The 17,607-nt window shown below is 39.2% G+C and carries 18 protein-coding genes and 1 pseudogene; 15 read left to right on the forward strand and 4 right to left on the reverse strand.

From position 1 onward, the window contains the following. Nucleotides 1-151 precede the first annotated feature (151 nt). Nucleotides 152-775 (forward strand): TetR/AcrR family transcriptional regulator, encoded by a 624-nt coding sequence (locus tag KTJ10_RS00080; RefSeq protein ID WP_262441029.1) that lies wholly within the window; start codon nt 152-154, stop codon nt 773-775. Between the two features lie 94 nt (nt 776-869). Here KTJ10_RS00080 and KTJ10_RS00085 read toward each other — a convergent pair whose 3' ends face one another. Then, nucleotides 870-1,757 (reverse strand): AraC family transcriptional regulator, encoded by an 888-nt coding sequence (locus tag KTJ10_RS00085; protein WP_130119227.1) that lies wholly within the window; start codon nt 1,755-1,757, stop codon nt 870-872. Between the two features lie 288 nt (nt 1,758-2,045). Here KTJ10_RS00085 and KTJ10_RS00090 point away from each other — a divergent pair, with 288 nt between their 5' ends. Continuing rightward, nucleotides 2,046-3,098, forward strand: coding sequence for an NAD(P)-dependent alcohol dehydrogenase (locus KTJ10_RS00090; protein WP_262441030.1), 1,053 nt, complete (start codon nt 2,046-2,048; stop codon nt 3,096-3,098). Nucleotides 3,099-3,170: 72 nt separating this feature from the next. Here the strand turns inward: KTJ10_RS00090 and KTJ10_RS00095 are convergent, their stop codons facing one another. Next, complete coding sequence (locus KTJ10_RS00095) at nt 3,171-4,514, reverse strand: PepSY-associated TM helix domain-containing protein (RefSeq protein ID WP_262441031.1); 1,344 nt, start codon at nt 4,512-4,514, stop codon at nt 3,171-3,173. Nucleotides 4,515-4,837: 323 nt separating this feature from the next. Here KTJ10_RS00095 and KTJ10_RS00100 point away from each other — a divergent pair, with 323 nt between their 5' ends. From KTJ10_RS00100 to KTJ10_RS00115, 4 genes are read left to right on the forward strand one after another with little or no spacing between them, the layout of a single operon-like run. After that, on the forward strand, nt 4,838-5,857 hold the full coding sequence (locus KTJ10_RS00100; RefSeq protein WP_262441032.1) for an ABC transporter substrate-binding protein: 1,020 nt from the start codon (nt 4,838-4,840) through the stop codon (nt 5,855-5,857). Between the two features lie 2 nt (nt 5,858-5,859). Continuing rightward, nucleotides 5,860-6,870, forward strand: coding sequence for a FecCD family ABC transporter permease (locus KTJ10_RS00105; RefSeq protein WP_081404125.1), 1,011 nt, complete (start codon nt 5,860-5,862; stop codon nt 6,868-6,870). Beyond that, nucleotides 6,867-7,631: an ABC transporter ATP-binding protein gene (locus tag KTJ10_RS00110; protein ID WP_000614440.1), complete on the forward strand. Its 765-nt coding sequence runs from the start codon at nt 6,867-6,869 to the stop codon at nt 7,629-7,631. The genes KTJ10_RS00105 and KTJ10_RS00110 overlap by 4 nt, the downstream gene beginning before the upstream one ends. Next, on the forward strand, nt 7,628-8,119 hold the full coding sequence (locus KTJ10_RS00115; protein ID WP_032062972.1) for a GNAT family N-acetyltransferase: 492 nt from the start codon (nt 7,628-7,630) through the stop codon (nt 8,117-8,119). Before KTJ10_RS00110 ends, KTJ10_RS00115 begins: the two co-directional genes overlap by 4 nt. On the opposite strand, the gene KTJ10_RS00120 is transcribed toward KTJ10_RS00115, so the two are convergent. After that, nucleotides 8,114-8,902: an AraC family transcriptional regulator gene (locus KTJ10_RS00120; protein WP_032062973.1), complete on the reverse strand. Its 789-nt coding sequence runs from the start codon at nt 8,900-8,902 to the stop codon at nt 8,114-8,116. The two genes, KTJ10_RS00115 and KTJ10_RS00120, sit on opposite strands and share 6 nt — an antisense overlap. A gap of 98 nt (nt 8,903-9,000) precedes the next feature. On the opposite strand from KTJ10_RS00120, the gene KTJ10_RS00125 reads away from it, so the two are divergent. The 9 genes and pseudogenes from KTJ10_RS00125 to KTJ10_RS00165 all read left to right on the forward strand — a co-directional run bounded on the left by KTJ10_RS00125 (nt 9,001) and on the right by KTJ10_RS00165 (nt 17,245). Continuing rightward, complete coding sequence (locus KTJ10_RS00125; RefSeq protein WP_262441033.1) at nt 9,001-9,810, forward strand: sulfite exporter TauE/SafE family protein; 810 nt, start codon at nt 9,001-9,003, stop codon at nt 9,808-9,810. A gap of 181 nt (nt 9,811-9,991) precedes the next feature. Next, entirely contained in the window at nt 9,992-10,876 is an 885-nt protein-coding gene (locus KTJ10_RS00130) for a phosphoribosyltransferase family protein (protein ID WP_262441034.1), read from the forward strand. Between the two features lie 11 nt (nt 10,877-10,887). Further along, nucleotides 10,888-12,381, forward strand: a complete 1,494-nt coding sequence (locus KTJ10_RS00135) for a nicotinate phosphoribosyltransferase (protein WP_262441035.1) — start codon at nt 10,888-10,890, stop codon at nt 12,379-12,381. Nucleotides 12,382-12,441: 60 nt separating this feature from the next. Next, nucleotides 12,442-13,209: an NUDIX hydrolase gene (locus tag KTJ10_RS00140; RefSeq protein WP_262441036.1), complete on the forward strand. Its 768-nt coding sequence runs from the start codon at nt 12,442-12,444 to the stop codon at nt 13,207-13,209. Between the two features lie 72 nt (nt 13,210-13,281). Then, the gene (locus tag KTJ10_RS00145; RefSeq protein ID WP_262441037.1) at nt 13,282-14,676 is read left to right on the forward strand and encodes a methylenetetrahydrofolate reductase C-terminal domain-containing protein; all 1,395 of its coding nucleotides are present in this window, start codon (nt 13,282-13,284) and stop codon (nt 14,674-14,676) included. Between the two features lie 166 nt (nt 14,677-14,842). After that, nucleotides 14,843-14,965, forward strand: a complete 123-nt coding sequence (locus KTJ10_RS00150; RefSeq protein ID WP_262441038.1) for a hypothetical protein — start codon at nt 14,843-14,845, stop codon at nt 14,963-14,965. 31 nt (nt 14,966-14,996) lie between these two features. Further along, nucleotides 14,997-15,190, forward strand: a pseudogene (locus KTJ10_RS00155) (helix-turn-helix domain-containing protein); the annotation flags it as partial. A gap of 542 nt (nt 15,191-15,732) precedes the next feature. Then, nucleotides 15,733-16,434, forward strand: coding sequence for a hypothetical protein (locus tag KTJ10_RS00160; protein WP_262441039.1), 702 nt, complete (start codon nt 15,733-15,735; stop codon nt 16,432-16,434). 34 nt (nt 16,435-16,468) lie between these two features. Continuing rightward, nucleotides 16,469-17,245, forward strand: coding sequence for a M15 family metallopeptidase (locus KTJ10_RS00165; protein WP_262441040.1), 777 nt, complete (start codon nt 16,469-16,471; stop codon nt 17,243-17,245). A gap of 77 nt (nt 17,246-17,322) precedes the next feature. Here the strand turns inward: KTJ10_RS00165 and KTJ10_RS00170 are convergent, their stop codons facing one another. Continuing rightward, complete coding sequence (locus KTJ10_RS00170) at nt 17,323-17,589, reverse strand: hypothetical protein (RefSeq protein WP_262441041.1); 267 nt, start codon at nt 17,587-17,589, stop codon at nt 17,323-17,325. Between the last annotated feature and the right edge of the window lie 18 nt (nt 17,590-17,607).

The following is a 17,607-nucleotide window of genomic DNA, read 5'->3' on the forward strand; positions in this document are numbered from 1 at the left end:
TTAAACATCAATTCATTGCACGGAGTAGATATTTACTGTACTGTACCGATCGGTACTCTACTCTTTAATTAAATTTCCGTCAATTCTCGATTTTGAACTTTTCGATGGGTTACACTTAGAACGAAATCGCTAAAATTTTTATAAGGTCAATATGTCTGGTTTAACGAAAGCTCATGAAAAAGATCGAAAAATTCTGGATGCAGCAACAAAGTTTTTTTTGATCCACGGCTTTAGTGGCACAACGACAGACATGATTCAAAAGGAAGCGGGGGTTTCAAAAGCTACCATGTATGGTTGCTATAAAAATAAAGAAGCGATGTTTGCAGCGGTGATTGAACGTCAATGTACCAACATGCAAAAACAAATTATTTTAGTTGAGACAAAAGCTGACAATTTACGCTCAGCACTAACTGAAATTGGGAAGACCTATCTGTGTTTTATATTATCGCATTCAGGTTTGGCTTTTTTTAGGGTCTGTATTGCAGAAGCTGTAAGATTCCCTGAGTTATCTGAAAAATTCTTTGAATTGGGTCCAAAGCGTCTGGCAAATATCATTGCAGGATATCTAGAAAAATCCGTTAGACAGGGCGAAATTGAATTAAGCTCTTCTTCAGAAGTTGCTGCGAATATATTTTTATCGTTATTAAGAAGTGATGCTCATCTAAAATGTTTGACGCATCCTGATTATTTAATATCAGAGAATGAAATTAGTACTTGGGTTGAGTATGCGGTTGATTTATTTTTAAAAAATATAAATATTAAAAAAAGTATTTAAAATCACTCTAGGACAAAAAGATCCAAGTGCTGTGAATATTATTCCTCAGTTAAAAACTGATAAATAGAAAAGCCCTCAATATTCAGGGTGTCTCTTATATATTCTTAATATCTACTGACGGAGAAACCCCAAAAAAACGTTTATATTCTCTGGAAAATTGCGACAAACTTTCATAACCGACTTGCATACTGGTAGATGAAATATCATATTCTTCGGTCATTAATAAACGCCGTGCTTCGGTCAACCTCATTCTCTTTTGATATTGTAGGGGACTCATTGAGGTTATATCCCTAAAATGTTGATGAAAACTTGATGCGCTCATCCCCATTGTGCTTGCCAGTTCTTCAACACTAAATGATTTTGCAAAATTTGTTTTCAGCCATTCAATCGCCTTCACAATTCGATGACCTGTAGTGCCTGCCGCTACAATACGTTTAAGTCGATCGCCTTGTGGGCTCATCAATAAACGATAAAAAATTTCCTTAATAATAAGAGGACACAAGATGGGAATGTCTTGTGGCTTATCTAGTAGTTTTATTAACCGTATAAACGCATCATTTAGCTCTGAATTGACTACTCCAACCGCCATTCCTTTTTTCTCAGTATTTACATCTTTAAAAGGAATATGCGCCTCAAGCATGATTTGGGCGAGTACATACGGGTCTAGGCGTAACACGATTGAAAGATAAGGTCGTTCAACTGAAGCTTCAAGAACCTGAGCAATTACAGGCAAATCAATTGCAGTAAAAAGGAAATGGTTAGAGTCGTAAGTATAGGTTTCTTCGCTAAGAATCACCTGTTTTTTCCCTTGAGCAATCATACATAGACTGGCATCCATCATGCTGCTACTTGGTTGGGCCAATGTCTCTGCACGATATAAAGTCAGTCCCATAATAGGTGTTTCGAATGTACCTTTTTCTCGGGTCCATTGATCGACAAGTTGAGCTAATTCTTGATTACTGTCTAGAGACCTATTCGCCATTCAGATTCTACCGATTACCCTCTGTGTTTTTATTGTAGGCATTTCAAATAAGAAAAATAGTGAGAAGTACAACAATTCGGAGGATTAGGCAAATCTGTGAGAGGAATAGAACAACACTCTACAACTTTCATTTTTATACTGAGGAACATGGCAAAAAACTGATTGATTCAATTTTGCTGGATCACCGTTTCCAAAAACGTATTCATGGGTTTTCAAAATCAATAGCCATTAATGAATATCCAGTGAAGGAATCATTTCTATTTAAACATTAAACACGAGAGAAAAAATATGACAACTGAAGTTTTAGGTTATGCTGCGCTGTCATCAGAAACTCCTTTAGTTCCGTTTAAATTTGAACGTAGAACCCCACGTGAAGATGATGTTGTTATTCAAATTGAATATTGTGGTGTTTGCCATTCCGATCTACACCAAGCTAAAAATGATTGGGGATTTAGTGCTTATCCATTAGTTCCGGGCCATGAAATTGTCGGGCGTGTCACCTCAATTGGCCCTAAAGTCACAAAGTATAAAGTGGGGGATTTAGTGGGCATTGGCTGTATGGTCGACTCATGCCGTATTTGTTCTGCTTGTCATTCAGGGTTAGAGCAATATTGTGAAGAAGGTAACATCCAGACTTATGGCGGCGTAGATCGCCATGACCAACGCCCAACTTATGGTGGATATTCACAAAGCATTACCTGTAGCCAAGATTTTGTATTAAAAGTACCTGAAAATCTGGATGCTCAAGCTGTGCCACCACTGCTTTGTGCTGGCATTACCACTTGGTCGCCGCTGCGTCACTGGAATGTTGGCAAGGGTAGTAAAGTCGCTGTAGTGGGGTTAGGTGGTTTAGGGCACATGGCAATTAAACTTGCCAATGCTCTAGGCGCTGAAGTGACATTATTTACCCGCTCAGCAAACAAAGAACAGGATGCAAAACAACTTGGCGCACATCATGTTGTGTTATCAACAGATGACGCTCAAATGAAATCAGTATTAAATCAATTTGATCTAATCGTTGATACTGTGCCTTATGACCATGATTTAAAGCCTTATATTCCAACTTTAGCTTTAAATGGAACCATTGTGTTAGTTGGATACTTAGGTGAAATCAGTGCAAATTCAGTACCTATGATTTTAGGAAGAAAATCAATTGCAGGGTCGGTCATTGGTGGAATTAATGAAACACAAGAGCTCCTCGATTTTTGTGGTGAGCATAATATTGTTTCCGAAGTTGAGATGATTGATATGAAAAATATTAACGGAGCTTTTGAGCGTATGTTAAAGAGCGATGTGAAGTATCGTTTTGTGATTGATATGAAAACATTATCGGAAGATTAATTTAGAGCTTATTTCGGCGGTTGTGCATACTGTTAGTATGCACAACATATGAGGTGAGAACGAATACGGGTGTTATGATTTAGACGGGATGTATTTACGCATAGTAAAGATAAACAGCGTAAATAAAATACTAAAACCAAAAACAGGTAAGCTGAGACCTAACACGAGTCCCCCCAATATTAACGATGTTTTTTGTGAGCCAGTTGCGCGGTTCCAAATTAATAGGCTTTGACCAACGAAGTGAGTTGTCATGAGTTTTAAATTCGAGTTTTTAAACGCAGCCCTATATGCATAAATAATCATAATACACAGTAGAAAGGCATAAAGTGCCAGTACCAATTGATTTATCCAGCCAAATAAAACCCCAATATGCGCATCAACTCCCCAACGAGTGAGTTTTGCCACTAACGAGTAGTCTTTAAACGCAAGTTGATCGATGACTTTGTGTTGTTCCATATCAATGGCGATACTGTCTGCTTGAGTTGGCCATTTACGCTGAATTTCGGCTACAGTCCAAGCTTGATTTCCACTAGTCGGTGGTTTGATTTGTATCTGTGCTGCATCAATACCATGTGCTCTGGCGATTGAAAGAGCAGTATCGTACTCACTTGAGACAATATTTAAATTAAGATTTTCACTATGAGGCATTTCGTGATGTTCATGGTGCATCACTGTAGGTAAATTATCTGTTTGAAGGGAAGTTGCTAATGTTGGTGTTTGCCAGTTAAACCACTGACGAGCAACTCGAATATTATCTCCAGCCCACTCAGACCATGTAAGACCCGTAATGGCAATTAATAATAAAAGTGGAAATAAAGTTAAACCCAACGTGCTATGCCATCTTAATAATCTATTTTTTTGTGTTTGCCTGATTTTAAGATTTTGACGGCGCTTCCACCAATTATAAAGTCCGGTTAAAATCAAAATTGCTAACCAGCTTGCAGCAAGTTCACTATAAAAACGCCCCCATTTTCCTAGTAATAAATTGCTATGTAACTGATCGAGCGTAGTTCGAAATGGCAGAACCCCACTGGTACCATAAACCGCTAGATGACCTTTGGCTTTAAGTGTAAAAGGATCAATAAAAACAGCTTCACTTGTAAAATCGTGGATAGGGTCTGAAAAAATTACACGTGTTGTCTGATCAGAGCTAGGAGTTGGCCTAACTTCAATTACCTGTGCAGACTTAGGCATTACTTGCTTTGCAGCCTCAATTTGCTGGCTCAGCTTATGTGGTGTTTGATTCAGTGGCTCAACATATAGAACATCTTTGTAAATTGCTTGTTCAAGTTGTGGCGTGATGGCATAGAGTAAACCAGTGATTGCTGCGAACAAGATAAATGGTGCAATAAAAATACCGGCATAAATATGAATTAAGCGGTAAAGACTACGCCAGAAAGATGATTGGGTCAGCATCGGAAGATAATGTCTATCAGATTTTGGGCTGGATTATAACGAGTTATTTATTTTAATGTTGATTGAGTGGTAACCACTATTAAATTATTTGATTAGCCACCTTGTAAACTTTTTGGCCTAATAATTAAATAGTTTTTATTACTTGGTAAATTTGGCGTTTTTTTTGCTTACTCTTTAATATCTTAGCTATCTCATTTAATTTGACAGCTGTATTACCCATGATTCAAACTGTCTTGCTCACTTATGGTGTTTTTTCACATGAAAAATGCACCAAATAGGCACATCTTCTTATTATGCACTGTATTTGTGCAAGGCATGCCGTAATGAAGTTATTCACTTCATTACTCACTTTACTAATTCTATGTGGATGTTCTTCATCTGAACAAAGTGGTAAAGCGCAAGAAAAGTTAGCAGCCCATTCGATATGTGTCTTTGATAGTACAAATACAAAAGTCTGTGTAGCCAAACCCGCCCAAAGAATTGTTTCTTTGTTTGAGTCGGGTTTAGATGGCTTATATATGCTAGGGCAAGGTCATAAAGTGATTGGCATACCAGCCGAAGTATACATCCAGCCTTTATTATTTAATGCCTATTCAAAAATAGATAAGCGTATCGCCAATAAGCAGCTTGCGACGCCTTCACAAGGGGCAAATGCAACCAATATTGAAAGTCTTGTGTTGTTAAAACCTGATCTGGTGATTGTAGGGAGCGGGCAGACTCAAACAATTGAACTGTTACGGCAGTTCGGCATTGCTGTATATGTGATGGAGTCCAGTACCTACCAGCAAGTAAAAGAAGAACTTTCTGAAATTGCTATTCTGAGCGGTGCCCAAAAGCGAGCTCAAGAAATTTTAAATTTCTCTGATGAAATTGTGGCGGAGGTCGCAGCCAAAACTGCACGTCAGCCAAATAAACAATCGATTTACTATGCTTGGTCTGGTGGCCGAATTTTTTCTACCTCGGGACGTCAGTCGATTACCAATGATTTTATTGAGCTGGCGGGGGCGTACAACATTGTTAAGACCAATACGAATCAACCCAATGTAAATCCCGAGACTTTAATTGAATGGAACCCCGACAATATTGTGCTTTGGAACACCAACCCCCAACTAATTTATGAACGAAAAGAATTACAGGGTTTAAGCGCTGTGCAAAACCGAAAGGTATTTAATTTGAGTCCTGCATTTATATATAACCCACACACCATCAAAATTATTATTACGGCGATTTATTTGAATCATAGTATTTATCCCGAAAACTCCGATTTACCTGTAAGTGCTTTACAACAGCGCATTTTAACTAAGTTGTATGGTGAGCACCTTGCAAAAACGTTGGTGCAATAAATATGGAAAAACTGAAATATTATTGGTTTTACCCTTTACCTTTCCTCATGATTTTTATCTCGCTGCTTATTGGGCCAACTCAGACCTTGAGTGCATGGGACTATACGCTGTGGGGTGTACAAGCAGTTTTTGGTACACCTTATTTTGATGCAGAACAATTTAGGCTGATGCAAAACATTCTGGTAAATGTCAGATTACCCAGAATTTTACTGACCTTTATGGTGGGAGCTGCATTAGCAACCGCAGGTAATGGCTTGCAGGCCTTGTTTCGTAATCCATTGGTCGATTCTTATGTGCTTGGTATTTCATCTGGTGCGGCGTTTGGTGCAGCTTTAGCACTTTCTTTAAGTTGGCTTTCGCCAAATCTATCCGCCTTTGTTTTTGGCGTTTGTGCTGTTGGCTTAACGTATCTATTTGCACATCAAAAACATGAAAGCCAGACGTCTTTAGTGATGGTAATTTTATCGGGCATGATTGTTTCGGGGCTGTTTTTGGCAGGTCTTACGGTTATTCAATACCTAAGCGATCCATTTAAACTGCAAGCCATTGTGCAATGGACCATGGGCAACTTACATCAGGCGTCTTGGCAAAAGGTCCAATATGCCGTGCTACCGATCTGTATTGGCCTTGCCGGATTATTTGCTATGCGTTGGCGATTAAACTTAATGGCACTTGGTGCTGAAGAAGCGCAGGCTGTGGGTGTTAACCCAAGATGGGAACAACTGCTTTTAATTGCTCTAGTCACAGTATGTACGTCAACTTCTGTAGCCGCTGCAGGCATTATTAGTCTATATGGGCTCTTTATGCCGCATATTGTGAGAATGTTGGTTGGGCCAGATCACCGCTATAGTATTCCTGCCAATATGGTGTTGGGCGGTAGTTTTTTACTGTTGATTGATAACTTTTCTCGGGTTTTACTTACGTTTGAAATACCGATTGGTATTTTTACCATGCTACTTGGCGCGCCATTTTTCTTATTATTAATGAAAACTCAGAGGACTCATTGGGCATGATTCAAATTGATCAGTTAAATTATGCCTATGGGCATAAACAGGTTCTTAAAAATATTCATCTGGAGTTTCCTGAAAATCAGTTTTCCGTCATTTTAGGACGTAATGGCTGCGGAAAATCGACACTTTTTAAGCTGATGGCGGGTCTAGAACCCGTAAAAGATGGATTAATCCGTTACTCTGGAAAACCATTATCGGACTTTAAAGGTAAAGATCGGGCTGCATTGCTCGGCTTTTTACCGCAGTTTCATAAAACCGTATTTCCATTTCTGGTTAAAGATGTAGTGATTACAGGGCGTGCCGCTTTCAGCAGATATAGGCCTTCAAAGTCAGATTGGGAAAGAGTAGACCAAGCTTTGCTTGATTTAGACATCGAGCATTTGCGTGACCGTCCTTATACCGAGTTATCGGGTGGCGAAAGACAATTGGTCATGATTGCCCGTATTTTAGTGCAAGCCCCAAAAGTCATTTTGCTCGATGAGCCAACCAATCATCTCGATGTTTATTACCAGTCTTATTTAATGAAAAAGTTGCGTCAGTTATCGCGGCAAAATTTTACGGTGATTGCGATTATGCATGATCCCAATTTAGCTTTTTTATTTGCAGATCATCTGTTTTTTATGCGCCAACACGAAGTGGTTAAGCCTGAGTCAAAAACACGAATAACTGATCCAAAGTTTTTAAAAAGTGTCTACGATGTTGAGTTTCATGAAGCCATGATTCAAGACAAAACGATTGTGATACCTGATCATTCTTGGCTATGAATATGTTGAATTATCAAGTAGTGGGCAAAGTAGACTATGAGTCTGCGGTAGAGTTTGCACTTTATACAAGACAGTTGTTATTCCCAGAAATCTATCATGGGCAAGTTCCCAAAGATTTACAAAATTTTGAGCAACATTATGTCCATGACCCATTGGGCTGCTTTATTACGGTAAAAGATCAAAACCGCATTATTGGCACCATTGCATATCGAGCTTATGACCATCGTTTTGATTTAAATTTGCCGATTAATACGGTTGAGGTCGTTAAGTTATTTGTATTGCCTGAATACCGACGTAAGGGCATCGCGACCCAGCTATGTGACATATTGTTTAGCCATGCCAAAAACCATGCTATTACTAGTTTGTATTTGCATACCCATCCATTTTTGCCAGCGGCTGAAGAATTTTGGCGGCTCCAAGGCTTTGATTTGATTAAACGTGAGTGGATTGAGACCTATGACACCATTCACATGAGTAAATCTTTATAGTGCTTTATCATGCGCATGAAATCTTTTTTGAAAATGGGTAGGCGGATAACCCATAATTTTACTGAACATTGCGGTAAAAGCTGCCGAGTGTTCATAGCCCAAGCTAAAAGCAATTTCAGTAATTGAGATATTTGCTTTTAACGCATTTAAAGCATAGATGATGCAGACTCGATTACGCCAAGCCTGAAAGGACATGCCAGTTTCAGACTTAAACCAGCGGTGAAAAGTCCGTTCACTTTTATTGTGTTCATGTGCCCAATCTTTAGGACTACTATGAATATCAGGATGCTGCATAAACTCGGCACATTGTTTAGATAGTAAGGTGTTGTGAGGCAATGGAATAAATAGAGGTAGGGCTAGTGCAGCTTCTAACTCATATAACAATAAATCGATAAGAGCGCCGTCACGTCCTGAATGCTGGTAGTCAACAGGTAGCTGATTAGCCTGAATGAGCAGTTGATGAAGTAACGGTGATACTTGTACGACTTCGCAGTAGTTTGCCTGTCTTGGGGCATTACTCACTTCTATATACAAACTATAAGTACTGACTTTAGATAGCCATACCCGATGTGGTTTGCCAGCGGGTATCCATACACCGCTGTACGGTAACACGAGCCACTGTCCATCTTCAGTTTCAACTTTCATCAAGCCTTCGGGTGCATATAAGAACTGGGCACGACGATGGCTATGCGTATCTAATAAGGTATCAGCTGGATAGTCTGATCCTAATGCTAGAACTGCTTGTGGTAGATGGTCTACGTCGTTAACTGGAATATTACGCATATTTTTTTGGCTTAAACAAATAAAAAGATGGCTTTTCTACGTTAGTTTGCCATAGAGCTATTTTATATCATGCCTCTATAAACGTGAGGAAGATAACGATGCTATATGAGCTATTTTTATTTGGACTACTTTCGGGAGTCACCACTTGGTTATTTGGCTTTGGCGGTGGTTTTGTTGCTGTGCCTTTGCTTTACACCGTCATTCTTCAAAAGTGGAGCAACGAAAGTAATGTCGGCATACATGCCATGCAAATCGCCGTAGCCACATCTGCATTTGTCATGTTGTGCTCGGCAAGTTTTGCAACCTTTCGGCACTATCGTTCTGGGCCGATAGATTGGCAAAAGATCCGTTTTTTATGGGGTGGGATCGCACTGGGTGGAGTTGTCGGTGCGGTAATGGCTTCATTGTTTAATGGAAACTGGCTTCGCTGGATATTTATGGGTTATGTGTTCATAACCATTATAGATTGTTATTACCGACCAGGGTTTATGGTGGCATCAGCGCAAAAGCAAAACTATGCTCAAAACAGTGAACTCATTAAAGGTGGAATTATTGGCTGGGTTGCAGCACTTTTAGGTGTTGGAGGAAGCGTAATGACAGTTCCTTTATTACGGCGGCGGGGTAGTTCTATGGCAGAGGCCGCGGCTATGGCAAATATTCTCACCTTACCTTTGACTTTAACCGCAACGCTTACCTATTGTTTATTGTCACTTTGGCAATCTGAATGGACCCCCAACGGATTCATTGGTCTGATCTGGTTTGAAGCTGCATTATTCTTGGTTGTGGGAACATGGATCGGGCTATATTTTTCAGAAAAATTTATTTCAAAACTACCGGATTTATGGCGAGCAAAATTATATCCGCTACTTTTAATCATGGTTCTACTTGTAATGATTTTTGTAAATTAAATATTTATTTTAACAACTTAAATAATGAATTTAATTAAAAACTGAATATCTGATCGCTCTAAAACTGCAAATTTTATGTCTTAAAGGGCTTTGAAAAAAGTTTAAAAATTAGACTTGCAATATATAGTGGCTTTGTGCCACTATATATTCATCGAAGGTCATCAGACAAAAAGAGGATGATATGGCTATCCAGCTTTTAGATGCGGCAAGAAATGCAATTCCAGTGAAATTCACGCAGTTTTCTGGTGGCGAGCGTCATGTTCAAATTGATGAGAAAACATTGAATTCACTATCTGGCAAGGTATTGATCCGTGCAAAGATGGCCTCAAGTCACGATGTGATGGACTATTTGTTACTTGAAAATATATTGCTGACTCAGGGTTTAACCATTGACCTAGAAGTTCCATATTTTCCATATGCACGTCAGGACCGTATTTGTGCAGTAGGCCAAGCGTTCTCGCTTGATGTGATGACGAAGTTACTCAACATCAATGCAGAAAAAAAAGCGGGCAAACAAGGCAAGATCACTGTTTGGGACTGTCATAGTGAAGTAACGGCAGCCTTACTCGCTGCCAATACTTCTTTTAGCGAAGTTGTAAACATCAGTTCAGTCGACATCATCGCAAAGAGTGAAGCGCTAAGCACATTGTTAAAAGATGAAAAAACAGTGCTGGTTTGCCCAGACAAAGGCGCAAAAGCGCGTACACAAATGGTTGCAGATGCTTTTAATCGCGAGCGCAAACAACCCATCACTATTGTTCAGTGTGATAAAAAACGTGATCCAGTGACTGGCAAAATTTTAGGTACGTATGTACATGCGACTGATTTATCAGGTCTAACAGCGGTCATTACCGATGACATTTGTGATGGCGGTGCAACCTTTATTGGTATTGCCAAAGAACTTCGTCGCCTTAATTGTCACAAGGTCGTTCTATATGTGACCCACGGTATTTTTAGTAAAAGTATAGAGGTTTTTGATGGATTGCTTGACCAACTGTTTACCTCGGACAGCTTTCCACAACAACCATCAGACAAAATTTCAGTAATTGCTTTTGCAGCAAAATAAAGAGAATAAAGATGACTATTAAACTTAATCCATTAAACGCTATCGATTTTTATAAAGCTGATCACAGACGTCAGTATCCAGCAGACACAGAGTACGTGTACGCCAACTTTACGCCGCGTTCATCTCGACTCGCAAAAATGTTGCCTGACTTTGACAATAAAGTTGTGTTCTTTGGGCTTCAGGGTTTTATCAAACATTTTTTAATCGATACGTGGAATGAAGGCTTTTTCAAGCAACCTAAAGACAAGGTGGTGGCAGCATATAAACGCCGTATGGATAGTTCATTAGGTGAAGGTGCTGTACCTGTTGATCACATTGAAGCATTACACGACTTGGGCTATTTACCATTACGCATTAAAGCATTGCCAGAAGGTAGCCGCGTCAATATGCGTGTACCTGTGCTTACCGTAATTAATACCGACCCGCGTTTCTTTTGGTTAACGAACTATATTGAAACGGTGTTAAGTGCTGAACTTTGGAAAAGCTGTACTACGGCCACAATTGCCTATGAATACAAACGTTTATTAACACAATATGCCGTAAAAACTGGCGCACCACTCGATTTTGTACCTGTACAAGGACACGATTTTAGTAGCCGTGGTATGAGTGGAATTTATGATGCTGCACAATCTGGCGTTGGCCACTTAACCAGTTTTATTGGAACAGACTCGGTTGCTTCAATTGACTATGCAGAAGAATATTACAATGCCACAGGGGTGATTGGGGTATCTGTACCAGCGACCGAACACAGTGTGATGTGTATGGGCACAGAAGACAGTGAGCTAGAAACATTTAAGCGTTTAATTTGCGAACTTTATCCGTCGGGTGTTGTCAGTGTCGTGTCTGATACTTGGGACTTTTGGCGAGTGATTACCGAGTTTACGGTGGCTTTAAAACCTGAAATTTTGGCAAGACAACCGAATGCTTTAGGTTTAGCTAAATTGGTTTTCCGTCCTGACTCTGGTGACCCTGTCAAAATTATTTGTGGTGACCCAGATGCCGAAGTCGGCAGCCCAGCTTACAAAGGCGCGGTTGAATGTTTATGGGAAGTATTTGGTGGTACAACGACAGACCAAGGCTATAAAGTACTGAATGAACGTGTCGGTTTAATTTATGGTGACTCGATTACTCTAGAGCGTGCGCAGCGAATTTTAGAAGGGTTAGAAACCAAAGGTTTTGCTTCAAACAACTTAGTATTTGGGATCGGCAGCTTTACTTATAATTACTTAACTCGCGATACTTTTGGGTTTGCTGTGAAAGCAACTTGGGGACAAGTGAATGGGGTAGGCCGTGAGTTGTTTAAAGACCCAATTACTGACTCAGGTGTGAAAAAATCTGCGAAAGGTCTGTTACGCATCGAAGAAAGTGAAAATGGCTTTACCTTGTTTGATCAGCAAACAGCCGAGCAAGAACAAGGCGGAGCACTAAAAACCGTCTTTGAAAATGGTAAACTTCAATATGAGTGTACTTTGGATCAAATTCGTGAGCGTTTATCCATCGCATAACTGAGTTTAGATGAGCCGTTGCATGAATATCGGCTCATCATTTTTATTGAGAGGCTGGACGTGACTATTCAAACTGAACAAGAATTCCTTGCCAGTTATGATCGCCGAGATTATGACGCACCTTTACTCACTGTCGATATGGCTATTTTCTCGGTATTTAATGGTCAGTTGCAAGTATTACTCATTAAGCGGCCCAACTTTCCAGCCAAAGACCAATGGGCTTTACCGGGTGGTTTTGCCGATTTAAAGCACGATCAAGATTTGATGGCTACGGCTTATCGTAAGCTGGTCGAAAAAACAGGAATTAGTTCACCTTACTTGGAACAAGTTGCTTCTGTCGGTAACGCGAAACGCGACCCGCGTGGCTGGGCTGTGACGATTTTGTATTTTGCATTAATCGATTTTAATGCCTATCAACACCAAGCTTTGGCTGAGTACAGCGAATGGGTGCCTGTAGCAAAAGCACAAGATTTAGCATTGGCGTTTGATCATAATGAATTGCTCAGCTTAGCTTTAGAGCGTTTAACCAGTAAAACTCGCTATACCGCTTTGCCAGCTAGTCTCATGCCCGAGTTATTTACACTGACCGAGCTACAGACTATTTATGAAATTATTCTTGGGCAATCGTTAGATAAAAAAGCGTTTAGGCGCCGTATGATAGAAGCGGGTGCAGTTGAAGAAACTAACCAAAGTAAAATTGTAGGCAAACGACCAGCTCAGCTTTATCGCTATGCACTCGATTCTTTCGATTTTATATTTCCTCGCTCACTCGAATTACCCAGAAATAAAGAGGGTGAAGATAAGCAAAACAATGAGCTTTCTGACTAGCGCATCTTGATGCACTTTGATTTATAATGCCGCGCTTATGATTGATGTCATGTTTTGATCAGCACTTTGCCTATGTCACACGTTTCTCCCTGCTTCCAACAAAATCAGTTTTTTGTGTTGGTGGAATATCTCACTTCACTGCATGAAATTTATCCTGTGAAACATGAGTTTGCAGGATATCCGGCTGCAATGACATTGGCAGATCGCGTACATTCAGATCATGATATTGCGCCGCTTGAAGCCAGCAAAAGTTACCCTGACTCAATAGAGAAAGTCTTACACTTTTCAGGTAAGGCCCGAGACATACAAGACTTTGAGCGCTTTTTAGAACAAGCTCAAGCAGCTAATATTCAAAACTTGTTGTTGCTTACAGGCGACAAACTCAAAGAACACCATAATGGTCGAGATGGGCAGCCGCGTAGTCGTTACTTAGAGTCTGTAAACGCAGTAATGGCTGCCAAGCAACATGGTGGGTTTCGTAGTGGGGTTGCTTTTAATCCATTTAAATATGTCGAAGCTGAGCGTGATGCACAGTACTTAAAACTGCATAAGAAGATTAAAGCAGGTGCAGACTTTATCATTACGCAATTGGGCTATGACATTGAAGCCTTAAAGCAAGCCAAATCATTTTTAACAAAGCATGCTTATTCGCAGCAAATACTGGCTTGTGTCATGCCACTGACTTTGGGCCGTGCCAATTTTATGGTGAAGCATAAAGTCGCGGGTATTGTGATTACCCCACATATGTTAAAAGTCTTGGCAGATGAAAAACAGGCAGGAAATACAGACCGCGTTTATTTACGCTGTGCTTTACAGATTTTGATGTGTAAACACTTGGGGTTTTCAGGCATTCACTTATCTGCTTGCCATAAGCCAGAAGAGCAAATGCTGCTTGAAAGCTACATCGAGCAATACAGACATCTTAACCTTAAGGCCTTAGAAGAGCTTTGGAATTCACTTTGGCAAGTCACGACAGGCAAAGAGTTTTCACCTGAAATTTCTCATTTTTCGCGTCAGCCATCATCTAAACAATTAATTAAATATCGTCAACTGCATGTTATGCATGAAGCAATGTTTGGATCAAAAATTGCCAAGGGGCTTGGACGCTTTATTTTTAAAGCATCTTTTTGGGAAAATGCTTTGATCGCCAAACTCTTACTTAAAACGGAAGTGCTGAGTAAACATACCCTAGTGGGCTGTGAAAGCTGTGGTCAGTGTCGATTAAGCGATACTTTATATATTTGCCCTGAAACGTGTCCAAAAGGTTTAGCCAACGGGCCTTGTGGCGGTACAACTTTAGACCGCTGTGAATTTGGTGACCGTGAGTGCATTCACTCCGTCAAAGCAAGACTTGCAAAAACAGTTGAACAAACTGAAGTGTTAAAAGAAAAACTCATTCCAACCGTACCTCTTGAAGTGCGTGGCACGAGTTCTTGGAAAAATTGGTATTTAGCGACAGAGGCATAAGTTGTATAACGTCCCTGATTTGATTTTGTTAAAAAATCAAATGGGAGGCTAAAACACGGCGATAATTTAAAAATAACAATTGTTTGTCTTAATTGTGTCCAATCAAGATGACTACTGAGGAGTATACTTAAAGCAAATCTTTTGCGTTAAAAGGAAAGTTGTCTCAATGAAAAAGTTGGTTGTTGTACTTACTGTAATTGTTGTTTTAACTGGATGCGTTTACGACCCTGTTAATTACGACAAAATACACGACCAAGAGTTCCAAGACCACCTCAGGCAAAACGGTTAGTAATGAAAAAACCCACTCAATGAGTGGGTTTTACAATGCTGCAAAGAATCTTTGTGATGAACTCATGCATTACCACTTTGCAGACAGGTTGTAACGTATGTGGTAAATATTAAACACGTGAACAGATAGATTTCTGAAATTCAGGGTCGCTGGTTCGATGCTCGCCGAATGCACCGTACCAATTGAGTGACAAAACAGATTCATACCTTCGCTGAAAAACTCTCACATTACTTTTGCGATGAGTCGATTGAAGAGGTACGTGGGAAAAATAAAATACTGTGTGAAATTACGGATGATGAGGCAAGAGCAGTGCAGCGGCTTATATTAGATGTAATTAACAATACAGATTCGGAAGCTCTACTCGAGTGGTTGGATGTCACCATATGCCGCTACTTCCAGAGACATTCTTGGTCAAAATTACAAACACCAGAAAGAACTGTTATGGAAGCAAAATATGGTATTCGATGTGGGCTTGCTGTATTTCGCTATCGTTATCCATTTATAAAATGTAATAAAGGTCATATTTAAAATAATTTACTAGTCGGTTTAAAATAAACCAATTGGTAAATTTAAAATATCATTTTTGGTGGTTTTAAAACATGGTATTGCTATTTAAATAATCATACTTATTTTATATTAATGAAATTAATTATTTAGATTGTCTTAATTGTTTTGTGTAAGTCTCTATTATTTAATAATAAAAGTTGTCGGTTTTGAAAATCGGGAATATTATGTAAGAGCAGGATAATAATAAATGGAATAAGCTCATGAATAAAAAAATTGTAACAGTAATACTATCGCTTTTAATTACCCACCCAACTACTGCTTTTTCTAAAAATACGAAATGGCCGTGGAAAGATAAGCAGACTATATGTTCGCAAGACAATTCTTCCTGTACTGCAAAAGAGGCTTTTAGTACTTTATCTACCGCTACAGAATATTGCGTAAACCTATATCAGGAGTTCGATAAACATACAGTAAGAGGGAAAAAATATTCCGGAATAATTGGATTCATTGGAACTATTTTCGGGGTTGCGGGTGCAACAACAACTGGTACGGCTAGCACATGGTTTTCAGGACTATCAGGTACTAGTAATGCCTTTCAGGCAAGTACAAATGACATTATGGTGACGAGTGTAACTCAAGCTAGCTTAACTAGCATTCAGGAGATGGTCTATATCTATAACGTGGCGATCCAGCAGCAAATCGAGAAAAAAAATTATGACACTGCAGTTATGACTGCAATGAATATGGCCAGCCAGTGTAGGTTTGCCCCAAGTGTTGTTAGTCAAAGAATGTTAGAAGCGGTAAAGCAAACTTATCCAATGCCTGATGCTCTACGTCCAGCTGCAGATCTTGCAAAACCAGGAGCTCAACCAGGGATAAACCCTGCTGAACAAAAAGAGCCATCCAAAACCATTTTAAAAGATTCTCAACTCCCACCAAGTTTAGGTATTCAAAATAAGTAATACCTACTTTGAAATAGTTTTGAGGAGAGTAAAAATGAAAACATTAAGATTAGGTTCAACTGGTAATCAAGTGAGTAAATGGCAATATTTCCTTAGAGGGCAGGGATATCATTTAGATGTCACGGGAGAATTTGATGAATTAACTGATATTGCTACTAAAAAATTTCAGGGAAAGAATAAGCTTTATATTGATGGAATTGTAGGAAACCAGACTTTTGGTAAGGCAGCTATGCTGGGGTTTCCTATTATTGATGTAAATGATGATTATAATCCAGAATTTCCTAATAAACCTGATTTCAAACCAATTACAGGAACCAAGCTTAGACAGGAAATGTTTGGTCCGCTTGAGTTTGAGCCTGCTCCGACAAAATCTAATCCTGAAGGTTTAAAGATCACTAATAATTTTAGAAATAAAATAGTCCTAGTTGAGATACCCCAATTAATTGGAATTAAAGGTGCACCGAACACAGGTATTATTTACGTTCACATGAAAGTTAAAGATCAGATACAAGAACTTTGGGCAGAGTGGGAAAGGCTGGGGCTTTTAGATCGTATTTTGACTTTTGACGGCGTCTTTAATGCAAGATTTATACGCGGTAAAGCTAAGGAGCAAATATTATCAAATCATGCTTTTGGGACAGCTTTTGATATTAATGCAGCATGGAATCCATATGGAGCAATACCAGCCACAGCAGACCAGAAAGGTTGTGTATATGATCTAGTTAGAATAGCTCATCAATATGGTATGTATTGGGGTGGACACTTTAAGAAACCAGATGGAATGCATTTTGAGATAGCTCAAATACTCTAGTTTAAATTTTATAAATATGAAAAGAGAAGGCTATCAAAATAGCCTTCTTATATTAAGAATTGATTGCAAAAGTTGTACTATTGGATATTTTTCATTGGATCAAATATATCAATATGATCAATGCTTTGTTCAACAGGAATTTTAAATGCTACAAAATAGGGTAACTTCTCTTTATTCTCATATGCTTTTTGATTTAGTGATTTAATCTCATCATTAACTTTGCCGCCCGGGAATTCATACTTATTCGATAAATAGGGATACTTATGCTCACCTTTAAGGGCACATAAAACTTTATCCTGGTGCTGGATGACTGCGGCAACGACTTCTAGAGATTTCATAAGCATTTATAAATAGCTATCTAA

It is taken from the genome of Acinetobacter sp. WU_MDCI_Abxc222, assembly GCF_025514755.1.
Lineage (GTDB): Bacteria > Pseudomonadota > Gammaproteobacteria > Pseudomonadales > Moraxellaceae > Acinetobacter > Acinetobacter geminorum.

Coding starts and splice junctions, on each gene's coding strand:
- KTJ10_RS00080 (WP_262441029.1), top strand. CDS start 152: ATGTCTGGTTTAACGAAAGCTCATGAAAAAGATCGAAAAATTCTGGAT.
- KTJ10_RS00085 (WP_130119227.1), bottom strand. CDS start 1,757: ATGGCGAATAGGTCTCTAGACAGTAATCAAGAATTAGCTCAACTTGTC.
- KTJ10_RS00090 (WP_262441030.1), top strand. CDS start 2,046: ATGACAACTGAAGTTTTAGGTTATGCTGCGCTGTCATCAGAAACTCCT.
- KTJ10_RS00095 (WP_262441031.1), bottom strand. CDS start 4,514: ATGCTGACCCAATCATCTTTCTGGCGTAGTCTTTACCGCTTAATTCAT.
- KTJ10_RS00100 (WP_262441032.1), top strand. CDS start 4,838: ATGAAGTTATTCACTTCATTACTCACTTTACTAATTCTATGTGGATGT.
- KTJ10_RS00105 (WP_081404125.1), top strand. CDS start 5,860: ATGGAAAAACTGAAATATTATTGGTTTTACCCTTTACCTTTCCTCATG.
- KTJ10_RS00110 (WP_000614440.1), top strand. CDS start 6,867: ATGATTCAAATTGATCAGTTAAATTATGCCTATGGGCATAAACAGGTT.
- KTJ10_RS00115 (WP_032062972.1), top strand. CDS start 7,628: ATGAATATGTTGAATTATCAAGTAGTGGGCAAAGTAGACTATGAGTCT.
- KTJ10_RS00120 (WP_032062973.1), bottom strand. CDS start 8,902: ATGCGTAATATTCCAGTTAACGACGTAGACCATCTACCACAAGCAGTT.
- KTJ10_RS00125 (WP_262441033.1), top strand. CDS start 9,001: ATGCTATATGAGCTATTTTTATTTGGACTACTTTCGGGAGTCACCACT.
- KTJ10_RS00130 (WP_262441034.1), top strand. CDS start 9,992: ATGGCTATCCAGCTTTTAGATGCGGCAAGAAATGCAATTCCAGTGAAA.
- KTJ10_RS00135 (WP_262441035.1), top strand. CDS start 10,888: ATGACTATTAAACTTAATCCATTAAACGCTATCGATTTTTATAAAGCT.
- KTJ10_RS00145 (WP_262441037.1), top strand. CDS start 13,282: ATGTCACACGTTTCTCCCTGCTTCCAACAAAATCAGTTTTTTGTGTTG.
- KTJ10_RS00150 (WP_262441038.1), top strand. CDS start 14,843: ATGAAAAAGTTGGTTGTTGTACTTACTGTAATTGTTGTTTTAACTGGA.
- KTJ10_RS00160 (WP_262441039.1), top strand. CDS start 15,733: ATGAATAAAAAAATTGTAACAGTAATACTATCGCTTTTAATTACCCAC.
- KTJ10_RS00165 (WP_262441040.1), top strand. CDS start 16,469: ATGAAAACATTAAGATTAGGTTCAACTGGTAATCAAGTGAGTAAATGG.
- KTJ10_RS00170 (WP_262441041.1), bottom strand. CDS start 17,589: ATGCTTATGAAATCTCTAGAAGTCGTTGCCGCAGTCATCCAGCACCAG.